The 20,434-nt window shown below is 46.3% G+C and carries 22 protein-coding genes; 17 read left to right on the plus strand and 5 right to left on the minus strand.

The window, feature by feature from the left end; translation table 11 throughout:
- Window positions 1-4 precede the first annotated feature (4 nt).
- The 17 genes from K7R11_RS01995 (at window position 5) to K7R11_RS02075 (ending at window position 14,840) form a co-directional block, all read left to right on the plus strand.
- Window positions 5-415, plus strand: coding sequence for a bactofilin family protein (locus K7R11_RS01995; protein WP_224488233.1), 411 nt, complete (start codon window positions 5-7; stop codon window positions 413-415).
- The gene (locus K7R11_RS02000; RefSeq protein ID WP_224488234.1) at window positions 381-605 is read left to right on the plus strand and encodes an AtpZ/AtpI family protein; all 225 of its coding nucleotides are present in this window, start codon (window positions 381-383) and stop codon (window positions 603-605) included. Before K7R11_RS01995 ends, K7R11_RS02000 begins: the two co-directional genes overlap by 35 nt.
- Entirely contained in the window at window positions 602-1,012 is a 411-nt protein-coding gene (locus K7R11_RS02005) for a DUF6168 family protein (protein ID WP_224488235.1), read from the plus strand. The genes K7R11_RS02000 and K7R11_RS02005 overlap by 4 nt, the downstream gene beginning before the upstream one ends.
- Window positions 1,013-1,117: 105 nt before the next feature.
- The gene (atpB, locus tag K7R11_RS02010) at window positions 1,118-2,197 is read left to right on the plus strand and encodes a F0F1 ATP synthase subunit A (protein WP_224488236.1); all 1,080 of its coding nucleotides are present in this window, start codon (window positions 1,118-1,120) and stop codon (window positions 2,195-2,197) included.
- Between the two features lie 33 nt (window positions 2,198-2,230).
- Window positions 2,231-2,422 (plus strand): ATP synthase F0 subunit C, encoded by a 192-nt coding sequence (gene atpE / locus K7R11_RS02015; protein ID WP_224484301.1) that lies wholly within the window; start codon window positions 2,231-2,233, stop codon window positions 2,420-2,422.
- A gap of 79 nt (window positions 2,423-2,501) precedes the next feature.
- Window positions 2,502-3,002, plus strand: a complete 501-nt coding sequence (locus tag K7R11_RS02020; RefSeq protein WP_224488237.1) for a F0F1 ATP synthase subunit B — start codon at window positions 2,502-2,504, stop codon at window positions 3,000-3,002.
- Between the two features lie 6 nt (window positions 3,003-3,008).
- Window positions 3,009-3,560: an ATP synthase F1 subunit delta gene (gene atpH / locus K7R11_RS02025; protein ID WP_224488238.1), complete on the plus strand. Its 552-nt coding sequence runs from the start codon at window positions 3,009-3,011 to the stop codon at window positions 3,558-3,560.
- A 66-nt stretch (window positions 3,561-3,626) separates the two neighbouring features.
- On the plus strand, window positions 3,627-5,207 hold the full coding sequence (gene atpA, locus K7R11_RS02030) for a F0F1 ATP synthase subunit alpha (RefSeq protein ID WP_224488239.1): 1,581 nt from the start codon (window positions 3,627-3,629) through the stop codon (window positions 5,205-5,207).
- A gap of 60 nt (window positions 5,208-5,267) precedes the next feature.
- Window positions 5,268-6,128, plus strand: a complete 861-nt coding sequence (atpG, locus tag K7R11_RS02035; RefSeq protein ID WP_224488240.1) for an ATP synthase F1 subunit gamma — start codon at window positions 5,268-5,270, stop codon at window positions 6,126-6,128.
- Window positions 6,129-6,476: 348 nt separating this feature from the next.
- Window positions 6,477-6,977, plus strand: a complete 501-nt coding sequence (locus K7R11_RS02040) for a hypothetical protein (protein ID WP_224488241.1) — start codon at window positions 6,477-6,479, stop codon at window positions 6,975-6,977.
- A 58-nt stretch (window positions 6,978-7,035) separates the two neighbouring features.
- Entirely contained in the window at window positions 7,036-8,517 is a 1,482-nt protein-coding gene (locus K7R11_RS02045; RefSeq protein WP_224488243.1) for a lipopolysaccharide biosynthesis protein, read from the plus strand.
- Window positions 8,518-8,526: 9 nt separating this feature from the next.
- The gene (gene dut, locus K7R11_RS02050; RefSeq protein ID WP_224488245.1) at window positions 8,527-8,961 is read left to right on the plus strand and encodes a dUTP diphosphatase; all 435 of its coding nucleotides are present in this window, start codon (window positions 8,527-8,529) and stop codon (window positions 8,959-8,961) included.
- Between the two features lie 54 nt (window positions 8,962-9,015).
- Complete coding sequence (locus K7R11_RS02055) at window positions 9,016-10,026, plus strand: sugar phosphate nucleotidyltransferase (protein ID WP_224488248.1); 1,011 nt, start codon at window positions 9,016-9,018, stop codon at window positions 10,024-10,026.
- Between the two features lie 52 nt (window positions 10,027-10,078).
- A complete protein-coding gene (locus K7R11_RS02060; protein ID WP_224488249.1) occupies window positions 10,079-11,023 on the plus strand; it encodes a tetratricopeptide repeat protein in 945 nt (314 codons plus the stop codon).
- Window positions 10,992-11,804, plus strand: a complete 813-nt coding sequence (locus K7R11_RS02065; protein ID WP_224488250.1) for a DUF4292 domain-containing protein — start codon at window positions 10,992-10,994, stop codon at window positions 11,802-11,804. Before K7R11_RS02060 ends, K7R11_RS02065 begins: the two co-directional genes overlap by 32 nt.
- Window positions 11,805-11,808: 4 nt before the next feature.
- Entirely contained in the window at window positions 11,809-13,044 is a 1,236-nt protein-coding gene (locus K7R11_RS02070; protein WP_224488251.1) for a murein hydrolase activator EnvC family protein, read from the plus strand.
- 125 nt (window positions 13,045-13,169) lie between these two features.
- The gene (locus tag K7R11_RS02075; RefSeq protein ID WP_224488252.1) at window positions 13,170-14,840 is read left to right on the plus strand and encodes a formate--tetrahydrofolate ligase; all 1,671 of its coding nucleotides are present in this window, start codon (window positions 13,170-13,172) and stop codon (window positions 14,838-14,840) included.
- Window positions 14,841-14,865: 25 nt separating this feature from the next.
- On the opposite strand, the gene K7R11_RS02080 is transcribed toward K7R11_RS02075, so the two are convergent.
- Genes K7R11_RS02080 through K7R11_RS02100 form a run of 5 tightly spaced genes read right to left on the minus strand, consistent with a single transcriptional unit; the run spans window position 14,866 to window position 20,432 of the window.
- The gene (locus K7R11_RS02080) at window positions 14,866-15,375 is read right to left on the minus strand and encodes an acyl-CoA thioesterase (RefSeq protein ID WP_224488253.1); all 510 of its coding nucleotides are present in this window, start codon (window positions 15,373-15,375) and stop codon (window positions 14,866-14,868) included.
- 59 nt (window positions 15,376-15,434) lie between these two features.
- A complete protein-coding gene (locus K7R11_RS02085) occupies window positions 15,435-16,493 on the minus strand; it encodes an alpha/beta hydrolase (RefSeq protein WP_224488254.1) in 1,059 nt (352 codons plus the stop codon).
- 7 nt (window positions 16,494-16,500) lie between these two features.
- Window positions 16,501-18,816 (minus strand): beta-glucosidase, encoded by a 2,316-nt coding sequence (locus K7R11_RS02090; RefSeq protein ID WP_224488255.1) that lies wholly within the window; start codon window positions 18,814-18,816, stop codon window positions 16,501-16,503.
- Window positions 18,817-18,872: 56 nt separating this feature from the next.
- On the minus strand, window positions 18,873-19,457 hold the full coding sequence (locus K7R11_RS02095) for a Crp/Fnr family transcriptional regulator (protein WP_224488258.1): 585 nt from the start codon (window positions 19,455-19,457) through the stop codon (window positions 18,873-18,875).
- A gap of 39 nt (window positions 19,458-19,496) precedes the next feature.
- Complete coding sequence (locus K7R11_RS02100; RefSeq protein ID WP_224488259.1) at window positions 19,497-20,432, minus strand: HU domain-containing protein; 936 nt, start codon at window positions 20,430-20,432, stop codon at window positions 19,497-19,499.
- Window positions 20,433-20,434: the final 2 nt, after the last annotated feature.

Genomic DNA, 20,434 nt, shown 5'->3' on the forward strand with positions numbered 1-20,434 from the left:
GAACATGTTTTCAGAATCTAAAAAAACCAAAATGGAACCTACCAACGCTTTAAACAACCGTATTGCAGAAAACACAAGGATCAAAGGAGATATTACCTCTGAGGCCGATATCCGTATAGACGGAGAATTGGAGGGAAGTATTATCACCTCAGGAAAAATCGTTATCGGAAAAACCGGAACGGTTAAAGGAAAGATCCAATGTGAAAATGCCGACATCGAAGGCGCTTTCAACGGAGAATTGAAAGTAAATGATATTCTGGCTTTGAAAAGCTCAGCTGTTATCGAAGGCGATGTTGTGGTTGGTAAACTCGCAGTAGAACCCGGAGCTAATTTTAATGCGTCTTGTACCATGAAGGGTGCCGGGATTAAGTCGCTTAAGGATGACCAAAAAGGACAATCAGAAAAATCCGCTTAGGAACTTCGCAATATTTTCGGGTATTGCAATTCAAATGGGTGTAACCATCTTCCTGTTCGCATGGCTGGGAAGATGGTTAGACGACACCTATAATAACGGGAATAAACTTTACCTCATCATTTCCACCCTGCTCGGGGTGGCTATCGCCATCTACGTGGTGATCAAACAATTAAACCAGGCGCAGAAGTGAGTATTTCTCCCAGGGCAATTCTAATACGTGCACTTGTAGGACTTGTGGTGCTGCTTTTGGCGGCGTATTTTATTCACCATAAAGTGATTATTTCCATGGAAATTGCACCCGAAACGGTGTTGTTGGGAAGGGCGTACCTGGTTAACGTAATCCTTGCCTCACTTATCCTCTGTATAATCTACGTGTTAAGGAACCGCTTTTTTTCCCAGATCGGTTTTTTATTTCTGGCCGGGAGTATGTTAAAATTTCTGTTCTTCTTTCTCTTGTTCAACCCGGTGTATAAGGCAGACGGATTGGTCTCAAAAGCAGAATTCATTGGGTTTTTCATTCCCTATGGCCTTAGCCTCCTTATCGAAACCCTCGCAGTTTCCAAACTGTTAAAATCAAAACCCGACACAGACTCCTGAGCAACTGGTGTTTAGCGGGTTTAAATATTCAGGTAAAATTGTTTTTGTTTTTCATTTAAAGCGTTACATTTGCACCGATTTTTAAGCCACCTTTATTTGAGTGATATGCGAAGAGAATTTACTGAAAAGATCCTTGTAATTTTATTCGTTTTGGCCCCATTTTTTACCTGGGCTCAACATGAATCCACCGAAACAGAAAGCGGTGCGGAATCTAAAAGAGAGGGGATTAAGGCCTTTATAGACCACCACCTCCAGGATTCTCACTATTTCATCCTTACCGAAGATGCAGAGGCCGGAACACATTACGGGTTTCCTCTACCTGTGATCCTTTGGGATAACGGACTTAAAGTCTTCTCTTCTTCCAGGTTTCATCATGGAGAAACCGTTGCCGAGGTGGATGGTAACCACTACGCCCTTTACCACAATAAGATTTATAAAACCGATGCAGAGGGAACTATTGAATACGATGACCATCATCACCCTGTAAATGCAAAACCACTGGATTTCTCGATCACCAAGAACGTGGTGACCATGCTCCTGGTTTCGCTGTTGATGTTCCTTTTGTTCAGAGGTCTTGCAAATAGCTACAAGAAAAACAACGGTATTCCTGCCGGAGTGGGCCGATTCTTTGAGCCGCTTGTGGTTTTTGTACGGGATGAGATCGCTATTCCTAACATTGGGGAAAAGAATTATAAAAAGTACATGAGTTTCCTGTTAACCATTTTCTTCTTTATCTGGTTCCTTAACCTTTTAGGGATGACGCCTCTTGGGGTGAACGTTACAGGAAATATTGCGGTGACTTTCGGGTTGGCCCTGATCACCTTCCTGATCACCACCTTTACTGCAAATAAAAATTACTGGGGACACATTTTCTGGATGCCGGGTGTGCCTAAGTTAATGCGTGTTGTTTTAGCCCCTATCGAGGTGCTTGGAATGTTCATTAAGCCATTTTCACTCATGATTCGTCTTTATGCCAACATGACCGCAGGTCACGTGGTACTCATGAGTATTATCGGTTTGATGTTCCTGTTCAAAAACTGGATCGGAAGCTCTCTTTCTTTCGGACTGGCGTTTGCCCTGTCTATTCTGGAGCTTCTTGTTGCTGCGCTTCAGGCATATATTTTCACCATGCTTTCTGCCTTATACTTTGGTATGGCGAATGAAGAGCATCACGATGATCATTAATAAATTGAATGTTTAATTTTTAATTATATAACTATGGAAATCCCAACTATTGTAGGAGCTGGTTTAATTGTAATTGGTGCTGGTCTTGGTATCGGTAGAATCGGTGGTCAGGCTATGGACGCTATTGCTCGTCAGCCAGAGGCTTCTGGTAAGATCCAGACTGCTATGCTTATTGCTGCGGCTCTTATCGAAGGTATTGGATTTGCTGCTCTTTTTGCAGCTTAAGACTAAACAAACAGCTGTAACGGTTGGTTACGGCTGTTTGTTCTAAAATGTCGATTAAACATTATTAATAAAATATTTCATGGAAAAGTTAATAGAACAATTTTCATTCGGACTCTTCTTTTGGCAGATTGTCATTTTTGTTGGATTAGTATTACTACTTAAAAAATATGCATGGGGTCCTATCCTTAAGGCGGTGAATGATCGCGAGGAAGGGATCAGAAAGGCGTTGGAGTCGGCCGAGAGTGCCCGTAAGGAGATGCAAAACCTTCAGGCAGACAACGAAAAGCTGCTTAAGGAAGCCCGAGCGGAAAGAGATGCCATGATGAAGGAGGCCCGTGAGGTGAAGGATAAGATGGTCGCTGATGCTAAGGAGCAGGCTCAGGCGGAAGCAAACAAGATCATCGCTTCAGCACAGGCTTCTATCGAGAGTGAAAAGCAGGCTGCGGTAAATGACCTTAAAAATAAGGTCGCGGAACTTTCTATTGAGATCGCCGAGAAGGTGGTTAGACAGGAGCTTTCTGCAAAAGACAAGCAAATTAAGCTTGTTGAAGGAATGTTAGACGACGTAAAGCTAAACTAATACAGCATGACAGGTAGCAGGGCAGCAACCAGATACGCAAAGGCTATTTTAGGCTATGCTCAGGAACACGGGGCTTTAGAGACCGTTCATGGGGATATGCTTAATGTAATCCGGGTAGTAGAAGAAAATGAAGACCTTCGTTCACTGATAGAAAGTCCGGTGATCAAGGCAAACCTTAAAATGAGCATTCTTAAGGAAGTGTTTAGTGATTTCAGTGATTCCGCTGAAAGGCTTGTGGCGCTTCTTATGGAAAACAACCGTATCGAGATCCTCGGTCTGGTTGCGCAGAAGTTCGTGGTACTTTACGATGAGCTTAAGGGTAAAGAGAAGGCTGTGGTAACAACTGCCGTTCCGCTTACCGGAGATGTAGAGGCAAAAATTCTTGCCAAAGTTCGCGAGCTTACCTCAAAGGAGGTAACTCTGGAGAACGTGGTGGATGAAGCGATCATCGGAGGGTTTATCCTGAGAGTAGGAGACCAGCAGTACGATGCCAGCATTGCCAATAAACTGAATAACTTAAAAAGAGACTTCCTGAATCAGGCGGTGGTCTCTGCATAAATTTAAAATTAAGGATGGCCGGATGCCCTCGGGTGACCAGGTCGAAAATCTAAATATTTAATTAAGATGGCTGAAGTTAAAGCTGCTGAGGTATCAGCAATATTAAAAAAGCAACTATCAGGGTTTGAAGCAAAGGCTTCTTTAGATGAAGTTGGTACCGTTCTGACGATCGGTGACGGTATTGCCCGTGTATTCGGACTGAATAATGTTCAGTACGGAGAGCTCGTTTCTTTCGAGAACGGGATGGAAGGTATTGTACTTAACATTGAAGAAGACAACGTAGGTATCGTACTTCTCGGGCCTTCTATCAGTGTGAAGGAAGGAGATACCGTGAAACGTACCGAAAGAATTGCCTCTATTAAGGTAGGTGAGCAAATGCTTGGACGTGTTGTTGACACCCTTGGTAACCCGATCGATGGAAAGGGACCTATCGGAGGTGATCTTTACGAAATGCCACTCGAGCGAAAAGCTCCTGGAGTAATTTTCCGTCAACCGGTAAACGAGCCACTTCAAACGGGTATTAAGTCTGTAGATGCCATGATCCCTGTAGGACGTGGTCAGCGTGAGCTGGTTATTGGAGACCGTCAGACTGGTAAAACCACTGTTTGTATCGACACCATCCTGAATCAAAAGGAATTTTATGATGCAGGGGAACCTGTATTCTGTATATATGTAGCGATCGGACAAAAGGCTTCGACCGTTGCTGGTATAGCCAAGACCCTGGAAGATAAGGGAGCTCTTGCTTATACTGTTATCGTAGCGGCTAACGCTTCTGACCCTGCGCCAATGCAGGTATATGCTCCTTTCGCTGGTGCAGCTATCGGAGAGTATTTCAGAGATACTGGTCGTCCTGCACTTATCGTTTATGATGATCTTTCTAAGCAGGCGGTAGCTTACCGTGAGGTGTCGCTTCTGCTTCGTCGTCCACCGGGACGTGAGGCATATCCTGGAGACGTATTCTTCCTGCACTCAAGACTTCTTGAGCGTGCGGCGAAAGTAATCGCCGATGATGAGATCGCGAAGAATATGAATGACCTTCCGGAGTCGCTGAAGCCTATCGTGAAAGGTGGCGGTTCGCTTACTGCACTTCCTATCATTGAAACTCAGGCGGGTGACGTTTCTGCCTATATTCCAACCAACGTAATTTCGATTACTGACGGACAGATCTTCCTCGAGTCTGACCTGTTCAACTCTGGGGTGCGTCCTGCAATTAACGTAGGTATTTCTGTATCTCGTGTGGGTGGTTCTGCTCAGATCAAATCGATGAAGAAAGTGGCTGGTACCCTAAAGCTTGACCAGGCGCAGTACCGTGAACTGGAGGCTTTTGCCAAGTTCGGTTCTGATCTTGACGCGGCTACCATGAACGTAATTTCTAAAGGTAAGCGTAACGTAGAGATCCTGAAGCAGGCGCAAAACGATCCTTATTCCGTAGAAGATCAGGTAGCTATTATCTATGCCGGTTCAAAGAATCTGCTTAAGGACGTTCCTGTAGAGAAGGTTAAGGAGTTTGAAAGAGATTACCTGGCTTTCCTTAATACCAAGCACAGAGATGTTCTGGATACCCTGAAAGCTGGTAAGCTTACAGATGAGGTTACTGATACCCTGGAAGCGGTAGCAAAAGACCTTTCTGCGAAATACAAGGCTTAATTTTAATATTCTATTCGGCCCGGGGCTGAAAGGCCCCGGACCGGATCTATAAATAAAAGTATGGCAAATTTAAAAGAAATACGTAGCAGGATTACCTCGGTAGGATCCACCATGCAGATCACCAGTGCAATGAAGATGGTGTCTGCGGCCAAATTGAAAAAGGCCCAGGATGCGATCACTGCCATGAGGCCTTATGCCGATAAATTAACTGAACTCTTGCAAAACCTCAGCGCCACCCTGGAAGGTGATGCCGGAAGCGTTTATGCAGAACAGAGAGAGGTTAACAAGGTACTTATCGTAGCCATTACTTCTAACAGAGGTCTGTGTGGGGCCTTTAATACGAATGTCATCAAGGAGTCTGCCCGTGTCGCAACACAGGAGTTCGCCGGAAAGACCATTGATATGGTGACCATTGGTAAAAAGGGAAATGACATCCTCTCCAAGAGGTATGATATCGCCCTGAATGACAACGGGATCTTTGAAAACCTGACTTTTGATAATGTTGCTGCCATCGCAGAAACCCTGATGCAATATTATACCGAAGGAAAGTACGATAAGATCGTGTTGGTGTATAACCACTTTAAGAATGCCGCTACACAGATCGTGAAAGTGGAGGATTTCCTTCCTATTCGCGCCAATGAAACGGAAGCTAAGGGTGCTATGGACTATATCTTCGAGCCTAATAAGCTGGAGATCGTCGAGACTCTTATCCCCAAGTCGCTAAAGACCCAATTGTACAAAGCCATCAGGGATTCTTTTGCGTCTGAGCATGGAGCGCGTATGACAGCTATGCATAAGGCAACTGATAATGCTGGAGAGTTAAAGGCAGAATTAACCCTGACCTATAACAAAGCCCGTCAGGCGGCTATTACCGCAGAGATCCTCGAGATCGTTGGTGGTGCCGAAGCCCTTAACGGATAATAATACTGGTATTAAAGCCCAGAGAAAACCCTAACGGAAACGTGGGGGTTTTTTATTTGTTAGAAAATGAAATGCTCAGAACAAGCAAGATTTTTAAACACTACTACCTGCTGTATCTGTCCCCGACTTCCCCCTGGACAAGGCAGAGTGACGCTATAATGCGTTCAACGCATCTTTTTTAGCGAATGATCTTGCCGGTGCATGGCATCAGGTAGGTGGTATGTCAGGCCCGGTCTTCTTCATTCTTTACCTTGCTTCCCGGTTCCTGACTCAATGCCATTCCCTACTCTTCACTTCTCATAGTGGCATCAATTTTGAATATGTATCTTTATAAAAGATATCATACCCATGAAGCATATACTCAATATCTTATTCGGCGGGGTTACCCTTCTGGCTTTTGCCCAGTGTGGCAGCTCCCAGGTGTTTGAAAGCAACCCGCCTTTTTCCCTGGATACGGCTCATATTGAACCCTGGACAGCCGGGGAGGCCGATCAGTATAAGGGCGTTAACCTGTTTTTTCCCGTAGCCTCGGGAAAGGAGATAATCCTGGATACCGTATATTTCAGAACAACTAAGGCCCCTTTAATGCGCATACAAAAAGGGAGCTATCTGGTGTACAAAGCCACCATAGAGAATAAGGAGCAACCCTATGATATTATTATGCATGCCGATCCGAAGAAGGAATTCGGGAACCAACCTCCGCGAAATACACATCTTCCATTCCAACTTGAACATGATCAGGCCGTACTGTCTTATTCAGATGGAGAGCAAAGGAAGTATTACAAAGTAACCGGGATGCAATTGGCTCCGGCTATACACTACGAAGACCGACCGGCTTTAAAAAATTAAGTGCTTCCATTGTCAGGCCTGATTAATTTAAATACTTTTAGACCTTAAAGATGTCAATTTGAGCGCCCTGAAGAATCTTTTTAAGAATACCTTTATTTACGGACTGGCTACAGTACTTCCGCGCGTTTTAGGTCTAGTGCTCACCCCTCTTTATGTCTCGGGGCTACCGGAAAAGCAATTCGGTGTCTATGTCATCCTGATGACCTATCTTATCATGGGGAATATTCTCCTGTCTTACGGTATGGAGACCGCTTTTTTCAGGTTTATCAACCGGGGCGATGATAAGCAGAAAGTGCAAAGCACAGCGCTGACATCCTTGTTTACTACAGCGGTTATTTTTCTCTTGCTGGCCGTTGTTTTTAAGGCAGAACTTTCGCAGTTCCTCAAATATCAAACCGCATTTATCGTGTACGCTGTGGTTATCCTTTTTCTGGATACCCTGGCAGTAATTCCGTTTGCCTGGTTCAGGCAAAATGAAAAACCCATGCGGTATTCAGTGATTAAGATCACCAATGTGGTGATCAACCTGGGGCTGAATCTTTTCTTCTTTTTAGTACTGCCTGAAATCACCGGAGCAGGCGATGGAATAGCCGATCACCTGGTTTTTGAAAATAAGGTTCATTATATTTTTATTTCCAATATCATAGCCAGTGCGGTGACCCTTTTGCTGGTTGCTCCCTTGTATTTTCGAATCGGACTGCGATTGGACCTGGGGCTATGGAAGGAGATGATTATTTACGCCTTACCGGTATTGGTAGCCGGAATGGCCTTTTCCATAAATGAGGCAGGTGATAAGCTTATGCTGAGGTACCTGCTTCCCGAAGCCGTTGCTGAGTCTGAAGTAGGTGTTTACGGTGCAGCGTATAAACTTGGGGCGTTCATGACGCTTTTTGTTACGGCCTTTAAACTTGGGGTGGAGCCCTTCTTCTTTAGTCAGGCCAATAAGAAGGATGCCAGGAATACCTACGCCAATATTACCCTTTACTTCACCATCTTTGGATCTTTGATCCTCCTTTTTGTGGTGGTGTATACCGATCTTTTTGCTGCAATTCTACTGCCGGAAAGGAGTTACTGGAGAGCCTTATGGGTAGTCCCTTTCATTCTCCTGGCCAATCTATGTTTGGGCGTATACCATAATTTATCTGTCTGGTATAAGATCACAGACCGAACCATTTATGGGGCATGGATATCTGTTGGCGGGGCGGTTATTACCATCGTGCTGAACCTGCTGCTTATTCCGGTGCTTAGTTATAAAGGGTCGGCTATTGCCACCCTTGCGGCCTATGGCACCATGATGGCCACCTCCTATCTGCTGGGACAAAAACACTATCCCATTCCTTATGACCTGAAAAAGATCGGGGTATATATGACTACTTCCGTGGTGTTTTCTGCCCTGGCCTTTTATGTTTTTAAGGGTAGCCTGTTACCGGGAACCGTTTTACTTTTATTATTTTTGAGCCTCATCTATTATTTGGAGCGGCAGGAGTTGAGAAAGCTGTTTAAGCCCTTGCTCGATAGTACCGCCAAAAAGTTCAAATAAAACCAATTTATGAAGATTAACGTGATTAACAGATCGTCTCATGCCTTGCCGGAATATGAGACCTTCGCCTCTGCAGGAATGGACCTCAGGGCAAATATTGATGCTCCCATTACCTTGAAACCCCTTGAACGTGCTATAGTGAAAACAGGTTTGTTTATTGAATTACCTGTGGGATTCGAAGCCCAGGTACGACCGCGTAGCGGACTTGCGGCCAAGAAAGGAATTACCGTACTCAATTCGCCCGGTACCATAGATGCCGATTACCGCGGCGAGATTGGCGTTATCCTCGTTAATCTTTCGAATGAGCCCTTTACCATTGAAAACGGAGAACGTGTTGCGCAGATGGTGATCGCCAAACACGAACGTGCAGAATGGAACCAGGTGGAGGCTCTTTCTGAAACCTCAAGAGGTGCAGGTGGATTCGGGAGTACCGGAACCAAATAACTGAAGATCTGAAAATATTATAATGAGACCGTAAGGTCATAAATGCTGAAAGACATGAGAATTATTGTACCCATGGCCGGACGAGGATCCAGATTGCGTCCGCATACCCTTACAATCCCAAAACCCCTGATCCCGATAGCGGGGAAACCAATTGTTCAACGCCTCGTGGAAGACATCGCTTCAGTACTTGATGAACAGGTGGAAGAGGTGGCTTTTGTTATCAAGGATGATTTCGGGCCGGAGATCGAAGAAAAACTACTCGGGGTAGCCTCGGATCTGGGCGCTAAAGGTACTATTTACTACCAGGATAGGCCATTGGGAACCGGCCATGCCATTATGTGTGCCAAAGATTCCCTTGAGGGGCCATGTGTGATTGCCTATGCCGATACCCTATTCAAGGCAGATTTCAACCTCGACACGTCTGCAGACAGTGTGATCTGGGTGAAACAGGTAAAGGATCCCCAGGCATACGGTGTGGTGGAATTGAACAAAGAGAGAGCCATTACCGGTTTGGTGGAAAAGCCTCAGGAATTCGTTTCTGACCTTGCCGTTATCGGAATCTATTATTTTAAAGATGCCGGAGCGTTAAAGCAGGAGCTTCAGACGGTACTGGATAATAACATCATTCATGGTGGTGAGTACCAGATCAATGATGGCATCAAGGCGATGATGGCTAAAGGAATGCGCTTTGTTCCCGGGAAAGTGGATGAATGGATGGATTGCGGAAACAAGAACGTTACCGTAGAGACAAATTCCCGTATGCTCGGATTTCTGCATGAGGAAGGTCAGGATCTGGTTTCTGAAAACATTGAAATGCGAAATTCCGAGATCATACCCCCTTGTTATATTGGGGAAGGGGTGGTTCTTCATAATGCCGTGGTGGGCCCGAATGTGTCTGTGGGTAAGGGCACTCGCATTGAAAATTCGACTGTTAAAAACAGTCTAATACAAACCCATTCCATCATAAAAAATGCTAACTTGGATAATGCTATGATCGGCAACCATGCAGTATTTAATGGAGCATTCAAAGATGTAAGTATAGGCGATTTTTCTGCGCTTACCTGAATGCTGCTGGTGGCGGGCTTAGGAAGTCGTTAACCGATAAAATGATTCCGGGATGAAGGGTGTTCAATGGTTTTGGAAATTTGCAGTAATGGTAATGGTGTGTTTTCCTGTTGCCTCTCATGCCCAGGTCGAAGAAAGTGCTGAGCTGTCTACAGAGCTGGTGGAAGACGCCTTTCAGGACAATTTTTTTGAAGCCTTAAAGCAAAAAGGGATCGGGAACCTCGATAAAGCGTTGAATCATCTTGTGGAATGTAAAAGGCTGGAGCCTGGAGAGGCGGTGGTTGATTACGAGCTCGGCCGTCTTTACGGAGAGTTAAAACAATACCTTCCTGCGGAAGAACACCTTCAGAATGCCCTGAAGGCAGAACCCGGCAATTTCTGGTACCTGAATGCAGTTGTGCAATTGTATCTGGAGCAGGAAGATCCCGGGAAGGCAGTCGCAGTGGCAGAGGGTTACAGGCAATACGGATGGGAGCAGGAATTATTGGTGGCAGACCTCTACATACGAAACAAGGATTTTGATAAGGCGGAGGCCGCACTGAATACCGTGGAATTTCCGGATGAGGCCTATACCGCCTTTGCTGCAGTTAAACTGCGCCTCATAGATCAGCGCAGTGCATCTGCCCGGAGCGGTTCTGAGAAATTGCCGGAGGAGGCAACTGCTACAGGAGAATTAAACACCCTGAACGAATATAAAAAAGCCCTTGAATCTCTTGCAGGATTAAGGAATTATGAAGAACTGTTGCTGGTAAGTACGGAGGCCGTAGGCAATTTTCCGGCTCAACCGGAGTTCTATTATTTCCGGGGCCTGGCCCAGTTAAAAACCGGGGATGCAGAGCAGGCTTTGGAGACCGCCCAGGAGGGATTGGCATATTTATTGGACGATAATCAACTGGAACTTGCTTTTTATCAGTTAATGAAGGAAGCATATGGCGTTCTCGGTAATGACAAAAAACGAAAGGAAATTGAAAATAAGATCGGTCAGAAAGGGTTTTAGTCTCGTACATAAAATACGGTCGGGAGCAGGTATTCTCTTGCTTGCCGCTTTAGTACTGTCTTCCTGTGGTTCCAAGAAAATGGTCACTTCAGGCGAAACCAAAAGCAACCTTAGCGCGAAACAGATCATTAGAAATCACTATCAGAATGATGTCGATTTTGAAACCCTGAGGGGTAGGGTGAAGGTGGATTATACCGACGGGAATAGTGACCAGGGTTTCTCGGTGAGCCTTCGAATGAAGAAGGATGAGGCCATTTGGCTGGCAGCTACCCTTTCTGTAGTGAAGGTCCTTATCACCCCGGACAGGGTGAGTTTTTACAACAAGCTCGACAATACTTATTTTGACGGAGATTTCACCCTCCTCAATGAATTACTCGGTACAGAAGTGAATTTTACGATGGTTCAGAACCTCCTGCTGGGGCAGTCCATCTATGATTTGAAAGACCAGCGATACACGGCCTCCATTGCAGAGAACCTGTATCAGCTGAAGCCGGACAGGCAATTGGAATTGTTTAAACTGTTGTTTCTGCTCGAGCCCAGTAATTTTAAAATTGCCCTTCAGCAACTTTCCCAGCCGGAAAAAGGAAGAATTCTTAATATTGCATATGAAAGCTATCAGGATGTGGAAGGAAAGGTGGTTCCCGATAAGATCAGTCTTGAGGCTCTTGACGGAGCAGAGATCACCCGGATCGACCTGGAATACAGAAACCTTGAGTTTGATCAGCAGGTCACTTTTCCCTATAGCATTCCAATCGGATACAAGCCAATAGAACTGGAGTAAGTTTATGAATAACCTCAAATCGCGCCTCATTCTTCTTGTTTTAACCGCTTTCCTTGCTTTGGGAGGGGTACACGCTCAGTCTTCAGAACAGAAAAAGCTGGAGGCGCAAAAGGAACGCCTCCAGGATGAAATCCGTCAGATAAATTCCCTGTTGTCTCAGCAACGTAAAGAACGCAAATCGGTTTTGGAGGAACTCGAAGATCTCAATCAGAAGATCAGGGTGAGGCGTGAACTGATAAAAGTGACCAACCAGCAGGCCAATCTGCTTAACCGGCGTATCAATGCCAATCAGAAGGAGATCAAAACCCTGAGGAGCCAGTTAGCGGAGCTGAAGAAAGACTACGCTGCCATGATCAGGAAATCCTATAAAAGTAAATCTCAGCAAAGCAGGCTTATGTTTCTGTTGTCTTCCGAGAATTTCCAGCAGGCCTTTAAGCGTATGAAATATATGCAGCAATATGCAGCCTATCGCAAAGAACAGGGGCAGGAGATCGTGGCTACTACGGAAAAACTCAAGGCGCTTAATGACGGGCTTGTGGTTCAGCGAAGGGAAAAACAGAAATTGATCGATGAGAATAAGCAGGTACAGGCGCAGCTCGAAAAGGAACTTGGCTCTCAACGTAGCCTGGTCGATGCCATAAAGCAAAAAGAGAGCACCTATGCGGCCCAGATCCGCAAGAAGCAAAAGGAATCTGATGAGATCGACAGGCAGATCGATAAGCTTATCAAAGAGGCCATAGCCCGTTCCAACAGGGAGAATACTAAAAAAGGCGCTACCGCCTCATCTACGAGCTTCGCACTTACAGCAGAAGCGAGATTGGTCGGGCAGGATTTCCGTCAGAATAAGGGCAAATTGCCCTGGCCTGTGGAAAAGGGAGTGGTCAAGATGCGTTACGGTACGCAACCGCATCCGGTGGTTACCTCGGTAAAGATAAAAAGTAACGGGGTGCGAATAGCCACTGAAAAGGGGTCGAGGGCCCGTTCTGTTTTTAACGGAAAAGTGCTGGCAGTAACCGGTTATAAAGGAGGAAATAAGGCGGTGCTTATTCAGCACGGAAATTATATCTCTGTTTACAACAACCTCAGTAAGGTCTTCGTGAAGGAAGGAGATGTGGTGAATACCAAAGAACAGATCGGGGAGGTGTTTACCAATAATGTAACCAACGAAACCCTCCTGAAGTTCATGATCTATGAGAACAATAAGATCGACAATCCTTCGGACTGGATCTACAGGATGTAGTGTCTAAACTTCTGTCTGCTGCCTCATAAACTGATAATTGTTTGGTTTTTAGTGAAAAATACCCTGTATTTTTAGCAAACGCGAATATACAGGAAACAGCCCTTTCACTTAAAATACCGTAATATATGTTATCAGATATCGAGATCGCACAACATGCCAGCCTTTGTCATATTAAAGAAATTGCAGCCAAATTAGGCATCGATGAAGATCAGCTTGAACAATATGGCAAGCATAAAGCAAAGCTTCCTCTTTCCCTAATAGATGATAAAAAGGTGGGCCAGAGCAACCTGATCCTGGTCACAGCCATCACCCCGACTCCTGCCGGAGAAGGTAAAACAACCACTTCCATTGGTCTTGCAGACGGTTTGGCAAGCATCGGCAAAAAGGTGGCAGTAGTGCTTCGGGAACCTTCATTAGGCCCGGTATTCGGCATTAAGGGCGGGGCCGCCGGGGGCGGCTATTCCCAGGTGGTGCCCATGGAAGATATCAACCTTCATTTCACCGGGGATTTCGCGGCTATTGAAAAAGCAAATAATCTGCTTGCAGCCCTTATCGATAACAATATCCAGAGTAAAAGCCGAAGCCTGGGGATAGACCCGCGGACGGTACTTTGGAAGCGATGTATGGACATGAACGACCGTTCCCTGAGAAAGATCGTAAGTGCCCTTGGGGGGAAGTCCGGTGGAATTCCCATGGAAACGGGATTTAATATCACTGCCGCCTCAGAGATCATGGCCATACTGTGTTTGAGCAACGATTTGAGTGATCTTAAGAAGCGAATGGGAAATATTTACATCGGGGATACGTTCCAGGGGAAAGCCATCTATGCCCGTGACCTTAATGCACAGGGGGCTATGGCCGCCCTGTTAAAAGATGCTATAAAACCTAACCTGGTGCAAACGCTGGAAAATGTCCCTGCCCTTATTCACGGCGGGCCTTTTGCAAATATAGCCCAGGGAACCAACAGTGTTATCGCTACGAAGATGGGGATGTCCCTGGCAGATTTCGTGGTTACAGAAGCGGGATTCGGCGCAGATCTCGGAGCTGAGAAATTCTTTAATATCAAATGCCGAAATGCGGGAATTTCTCCCCGGGCGGTGGTCCTGGTGGCTACCATTCGCGCATTGAAATATCACGGGGGCAAGGCCTTGTCCGAATTAAAGCAGCCCGATCCCAAAGCTGTGGAAACCGGTGCCGAAAATCTCAGGAAACATTTGGAGACCATAGCGAGCTTCGGGGTGCCTGCCGTGGTGTGTATAAACAGGTTCGATGCTGATACCGATGAGGAGGTCAGGGTGCTGGAGCGGATTTGTGAGGCACATGGGGCGAAGGTTGCCGTGAGCGAGGGCTTCGCCAGGGGAAGTGAAGGAACCCGTACCCTCGCGACCATAGTGGCTAAAACAGTTGAAGGTTCAAAATCCACATTCCGGCCTACCTATAGCCTGGACGACCCGGTTCGGGAAAAGATCGAAAAAATATGCAAGACTGTTTACGGGGCCAAATACGTTATCCTGTCTAACAAAGCGAAAAGCCAATTAAGGCGCTTTGAGGATCTCGGATTCGGTAAGATGCCCGTTTGTATAGCAAAAACGCAAAAATCGCTCTCAGACGATGAGAAGTTGCTTGGCAGGCCTAAAGACTTCGATATACACATCCGGGAATTTGAAGTGGCTTCGGGAGCAGGCTTCCTGATCCCGATTGCGGGCACCATGCTTCGTATGCCCGGACTGCCGGCACTACCTGCCGCGGAAGGTATGGATATCGATGCCGAAGGTAATATTAGCGGGCTCTCGTAAGACGATGCAGCGAGAGCTGGAAGATTTAATCAAAAAGGGCTTTGAGCTCTGTAGCCTCCTGTGGCTTCATCTTACCCGCGAGAACAAGGCTCAATTGCTTGCGCCTCAGGGCTGCGGCAAACCGTTCCTTTTCCAGTTCAGTTTCCGGCGCCACCGGAGGTACCTCCACCGGGCGCCCGGTTTCGTCTACGGCAACAAAGGTGTATATCGCTTCATTGGCTTTGGTGCGGTTACCACTTTCCCGATCTTCGACCCATACGTCGATAAAGATCTCCATAGAGCTTTTGAATGCCCTTGATATACTGGCCTCAACGGTAACAACACTACCCAACGGGACAGCCCTGTTGAAAGCCACGTGGTTTACGGATGCTGTAACACATACCCTTCTTGAATGACGTCTTGCAGAAATACTTGCAGCCCTGTCCATTCTTGCCAGAAGCTCCCCGCCGAACAGGTTGTTCAGGGGGTTGGTCTCGCTGGGCAGGACCAGGTCGGTCATAATAGTGCGGGATTCACTGGGTGTTTTCGCCTTCATTGCAGATTATTTTTTGCAAAGATACCTTCTGTAAGGCCAATTTTAAAATGCTAAGACCATTATTCCTTTTCAGATCCGGTGGCCTGATAGAACACGTTGTCCAGAAAGGAGATTATATCCCGGATCGGACCTATGGCATTGTTTTCAAAACTGGTTCCCAGAAATTCGTTACTTCCGGAGTCGAGATAGGCATGTGGTTGGTCAGGGTACACTTTGTACAGTACATCTGCCCCCCGTTCGCGTAATGAGTTTACATAAGCTCCTACTGCAGCAGGGGGTGTAGTATTGTCTTCCTCGCCAACATGGCAGAATATGGGAGGGAGTTTCCGCTCTTCAGGGATGGTGTATATGGGTGAGACTTTTTTATAAAGGCTGCTGTGATCCTTGGCATTGAGGCTGTCTCCAAAGATACCTCTGGGTTTCCCATTTCCCATTTCCCAGAAAAAATTGGAAGCGCTTTCAAATCCTGTTCCGGGTCCATTTCCGCTGCATGCCGCCAGTAAGTCTGTTGCCGGATAACTTATAACAGCGGCCTGAACGGCCAGCAGGTTTTCCTTCTTTACGGTTTCCACAACTACGCCCTCGGGCATATAGGTGGGTTTAAAGCAGATTTGAGAAGCCGAAAGTCCGCAGGCTCCCAGGAGTTCCTGGCCTTGCATCACCATAGCCGCAAGCTGGCCTCCTGCACTGTCTCCGGTAACCGCGATCTGCTCAGGATCTCCTCCGTAGTCCCTGATGTTTTCCTTTACCCAGAGTACTGCGCCCATGGCGTCTTCAATGATCGCATTCATAGGGGTGGTATTGTTGTTGGCAGTGAGTAGCCTGTAATCGACATTGCATACTACATATTTCCCTGTTCCTGCAATGTATTCCGACATTTCATCCATGATGGATTTGGTGTTGATGAGCCATCCGCCCCCATGATAGATGATCAATACGGGCAGCCGGTTGTCATTCTCCTCCGGGGAATAGATATCCATGTGAAGTTCAGTGTTTCCCGGGGTAGCCCATAGCACATCCCTGGTTACTTTGTACTTTTCAGTTGCTGCCTCCTGGGCGTTAATTGCTATAGAGAAAAACAGGATGGTTAATAACTGGATTGACTTAAAAGATCGCATAAACTGGTTATTTTTTAAGAGTTTCTAGTGGTTTTTCAGGGGACAGGATGTCCTTTGTTTTTAATATAATCATGGAAGGTAATTCGAAGGATTTCTCATGGATAATCGTATTCACATCGGTGCAAATCAAAACGCTGTAGGTACCCTCGTCTGTTTTCCAGCTGTTTTCCCTGGCATCAAAATACCCGAGTTCATCAATGGGGATGCTTAAGGTGATGTCCTGAGAACCTCCTGGCTGCAGGAGAGTGGTTTTAGTAAAGGCCTCCAACTCTTTCAGTGGCCCCCGGGAGTCTGCTTCAGGTGATTTTACATAAACCTGTACCACTTCCTTTCCCTGATAAGTTCCTGTGTTAGAAATCGTAAGGTCAATATTGATGGTGTCTCCGTTTTTCCGGATGCTTATATCCTGGTAGTCAAACTGGGTATAAGACAGGCCATACCCAAAAGGGTAGGATACTTCTTCCCTGAAGGTGTCGAAATACCGATATCCGATATAGATGTCTTCCTTGTAGATTTCCCTGGATTCCTGAGCCATCATGGGATTCTCCGGTTTAGGGGCGTTCGGGTCTAAAACGGTTCCCGGGAAGTTTTCTGATGATGGAACGTCCTCAAGAGAAACAGGAAAGGTAACCGGGAGTTTACCGCTTGGAGTAACTGCTCCACTAAGGAGGTCTGCAATGGAATTGCCGCCCTCCTGTCCGGGTTGCCAGGCCAGAAGGATGGCGTCCGGAATCGATTTCCAGGATTGAGTTTCCATAACTCCACCTATGTTAAGTATCACCACAAATTTCTTTGATCTTGAGTGAAATGCCTCCGCCAGGGAAGTTATCAGTTCTTTTTCTTTTGGAGTGATCAGGTAATCGCCCTCGATGTTGCGGTCCTGGAATTCACCTGATGTACGTCCCAGGGTGTATATGCCCATGTCATTGTTCTCTGCCATACGATTTATGTCCTCCTGGGTTAGGGGCATCTCCCGTATAAGCCTGTCGGGTGCGAACCAAAATTCCTTGGGGGGCATGTTTTGCTCTTCAGATTTTATATAGCTGGTGTATTCCTGTGCCAACTCCCTGTTTACAGCAAAGCCTGCATTTTCAAGGCCTTCCTCTATGGAAACCATATAGGCCTTATTTACATCCCCGCTCCCGGTGCCTCCAGAGATAGTGGCATATGAGGTATTGCCAAACAATGCTATTTTGGTACCGTTCTGAATCGGAAGGGTATTCATGTTTTTTAAAAGTACCATGCCTTCGGTTGCAGCTTGTCTCGCAATGCCTTTGTGTTGTTCAAGCGGAGGGGTATTGGTTGGTTTGGATCCGTTGAAGGATGGAGTTTTAAAATATTGGTTGAGGATATTTCTTATGTTTCGGTCGAGTATTTCTTCGCTGAGCACTCCTGATTTTACAGCTTCCAGGATGGCCGAATTCTGTTGGGGCGTTCCGGGCATCAGCAGATCATTTCCTGCTGCCATTTGTTGTATGGGATCTCGCCCGCCGAACCAATCGGTCATTACAAAGCCGGAGAAGTTCCATTCATTTCTTAGCAGATCGATTAATAAGGCAGTGTTCTCTGAGGCATAGATTCCGTTGATCTTATTGTAGGAGGACATGACAGCCCAGGGTTGTTCGATTTTCATGGCCACCCGAAATCCTTTCAGGTAGATCTCTCTAAGGGCCCGTTTGGAAACCACGGTGTTCAGGGCCGTACGGTTGGTTTCTGAGTTGTTTGCCACAAAGTGTTTTAAGGTGGCCCCGATGCCTTGCGATTGTACGCCCTTAACAAAATATCCGGCAATGGTGCCTGATAAAAGAGGGTCTTCAGAATAATATTCAAAATTTCGTCCACCAAGCGGATTACGGTGAATATTCAGGGCAGGTGCCAGTAAAAAGTCTATTCCGTAGTGTTTCCCCTCTATTCCGAATGCCATCCCTACCTTCTTTACCAGTTCGGTGTTCCAGCTGGAGGAAATAGTGATGGCGGTTGGAAAGGCAGTAGCGTAAAATGATTGGTCCGGGGCTTCGTCCCTTTTGGGGTCAATGCGTATTCCGGCAGGGCCATCCGCAAATACAACGGCAGGGATGCCAAGCCTTTCGATACTGTAACTGGTGCCTGCCGCCCCGGGCACTTTGTCTTTGGTAGTGCCAACTGTGGCCTGTATGGGTTCGCTGTTTTCGGGCACGCCCGGAATGTCCATCCCGGTTCCGGTAACCATATAGACTTTTTCTTCGAGGGACATAAGGCTTATCAGGCTGTCCGCTTTTTGACCGGTTTGGGCAGCCGAAATGCCGGTTATAAGAATACAGAGAACAAGAGCAATACGATTCATGAGCTTTTAATTTACTCAAAATTGAAGAATTGTTCCCGCAACTCAATTGATATATGTCAAATACGTGAGGACCTGATCCGACTGAGCGTTTCTGAAGTAATACCCAGGAAAGAGGCAATGTGTTGCAGAGGCGCCTTGAGAATGATGTTGGGGTGGTGTTTTTCGAGGTGTTCATACCGCTCTCTTGCGGTTTCAAATTGTATGGAACTCATGCGTTGCTGGGACAATACAAGGGAACCTGAGAACATGGCTATGAACAGGTTTGCTATTTCAAGATTACTGCCTATCAGGCGGCTGATGTCTTCCCGGGGGATTTTGAAGATTTGACTCTCCTCGATGGTCTCTATGGCCAGGGAGCTGGGCTGATTGGTAAAATAACTTTCGATGGAAAAACAAAATTCGCCCTTGTCAGCGAACCATTCGGTCACCTCTTTTCCGTTTTTCAGGTAATAAATTCTAACGAATCCGCGGTTCACAAAATAAATATGCCTGCAGGCTTTTCCAAAGGGAAGCAGCAGTTCCTGTTTTTCCAGGAAAACCTCATCGGTAATGGAGAGCAGTTGTTCAGTGCTTTCCGTGCTAAGAGTGTGAATATTGTTAAGAGCACCTATGAAGCCGGTACTCCTTTCCCGGTCTAACATGGTTAACGTATTAAAGCAGGGTTGGAAGCTTGTGCATAGCTAGTCTACAAGAAGCCAGGCATCCTGAGACTCCTCTCTTTTAATTTTTCTGAGATAGGATAAAGCTTCGTCTACATCGGCAAAGCTGGAATAAGCCACCTGATGCAATCCGTATTTGTTTACGCCTAACAGATGCGCATCAAATCCGCGGTCTGTGAGTTCGTCTATCCTTTTCTGTGCATTGGCTTCAATACGAAAGGCGCCTGCAACAATGTGATATTTCAGGGGGGCTTTATGCAATTCCAGGGTTACAGCCGGTAGTTCAATGGGTGAAGTGTCGAAAAATGTAGCCTGTTGAATCGTTTTTTCCACTTCCTGCTGGGCTTCCTGCTGGGCAAACTCCATGCGCCGGTTGTAATCCTGTTCCACCAGTTTGTAGCCTACAGTACCCGCCGATAAGGCAAGCATAAATACGGCTGCATACTTGAGCAGGGAAGGGATGTTTGTGCGACGTTCCGGGGTAAATGCTACCGGTGTCTTCTCTTCCAGCTTTTCTACTTCTGCCTTAAGGGTCTCCCTGCTAACGGCAGGAGAAACAAAGGAAGACAGACCGAAGGAGCTGGTGAGGTAATTGACGTGGTCAGAAGGTTGAAAGAGAATTTTATTTTCATTGCTGTACCAGATCTCTCCGATTTGGTCCATTGCAATGGTCTCTCCGTTTTCCATTTTGGAGACCCAGCTTTGGACCTCTTTTTTGATCCTTGCCGAAGCCTCTTCATAGGCGATCTGGTTCACCTGGGCCACATGCTTGGTGAGCAGGCCGTCGTCATCGCTTAGCTGGCCGTTAAAGGAAATTACCTTGGTGGGCGGATAGAATACATTAGTGGTATGATACACTTTAGCAGATTGGTGTCTCGCAAGGAAAGATCCAAGTCCGGGAACCGTCACACACTGGTAGCGGTAAAGCAGGTCACTGATGTATTTTTCTATATGCATAA

This window comes from Robertkochia flava (assembly GCF_020166515.1).
GTDB lineage: Bacteria > Bacteroidota > Bacteroidia > Flavobacteriales > Flavobacteriaceae > Robertkochia > Robertkochia flava.

Coding starts and splice junctions, on each gene's coding strand:
- K7R11_RS01995 (WP_224488233.1), top strand. CDS start 5: ATGTTTTCAGAATCTAAAAAAACCAAAATGGAACCTACCAACGCTTTA.
- K7R11_RS02000 (WP_224488234.1), top strand. CDS start 381: ATGACCAAAAAGGACAATCAGAAAAATCCGCTTAGGAACTTCGCAATA.
- atpB (WP_224488236.1), top strand. CDS start 1,118: ATGCGAAGAGAATTTACTGAAAAGATCCTTGTAATTTTATTCGTTTTG.
- atpE (WP_224484301.1), top strand. CDS start 2,231: ATGGAAATCCCAACTATTGTAGGAGCTGGTTTAATTGTAATTGGTGCT.
- K7R11_RS02020 (WP_224488237.1), top strand. CDS start 2,502: ATGGAAAAGTTAATAGAACAATTTTCATTCGGACTCTTCTTTTGGCAG.
- atpH (WP_224488238.1), top strand. CDS start 3,009: ATGACAGGTAGCAGGGCAGCAACCAGATACGCAAAGGCTATTTTAGGC.
- atpA (WP_224488239.1), top strand. CDS start 3,627: ATGGCTGAAGTTAAAGCTGCTGAGGTATCAGCAATATTAAAAAAGCAA.
- atpG (WP_224488240.1), top strand. CDS start 5,268: ATGGCAAATTTAAAAGAAATACGTAGCAGGATTACCTCGGTAGGATCC.
- K7R11_RS02040 (WP_224488241.1), top strand. CDS start 6,477: ATGAAGCATATACTCAATATCTTATTCGGCGGGGTTACCCTTCTGGCT.
- dut (WP_224488245.1), top strand. CDS start 8,527: ATGAAGATTAACGTGATTAACAGATCGTCTCATGCCTTGCCGGAATAT.
- K7R11_RS02055 (WP_224488248.1), top strand. CDS start 9,016: ATGAGAATTATTGTACCCATGGCCGGACGAGGATCCAGATTGCGTCCG.
- K7R11_RS02060 (WP_224488249.1), top strand. CDS start 10,079: ATGAAGGGTGTTCAATGGTTTTGGAAATTTGCAGTAATGGTAATGGTG.
- K7R11_RS02070 (WP_224488251.1), top strand. CDS start 11,809: ATGAATAACCTCAAATCGCGCCTCATTCTTCTTGTTTTAACCGCTTTC.
- K7R11_RS02075 (WP_224488252.1), top strand. CDS start 13,170: ATGTTATCAGATATCGAGATCGCACAACATGCCAGCCTTTGTCATATT.
- K7R11_RS02080 (WP_224488253.1), bottom strand. CDS start 15,375: ATGAAGGCGAAAACACCCAGTGAATCCCGCACTATTATGACCGACCTG.
- K7R11_RS02085 (WP_224488254.1), bottom strand. CDS start 16,493: ATGCGATCTTTTAAGTCAATCCAGTTATTAACCATCCTGTTTTTCTCT.
- K7R11_RS02090 (WP_224488255.1), bottom strand. CDS start 18,816: ATGAATCGTATTGCTCTTGTTCTCTGTATTCTTATAACCGGCATTTCG.
- K7R11_RS02095 (WP_224488258.1), bottom strand. CDS start 19,457: ATGTTAGACCGGGAAAGGAGTACCGGCTTCATAGGTGCTCTTAACAAT.
- K7R11_RS02100 (WP_224488259.1), bottom strand. CDS start 20,432: ATGCATATAGAAAAATACATCAGTGACCTGCTTTACCGCTACCAGTGT.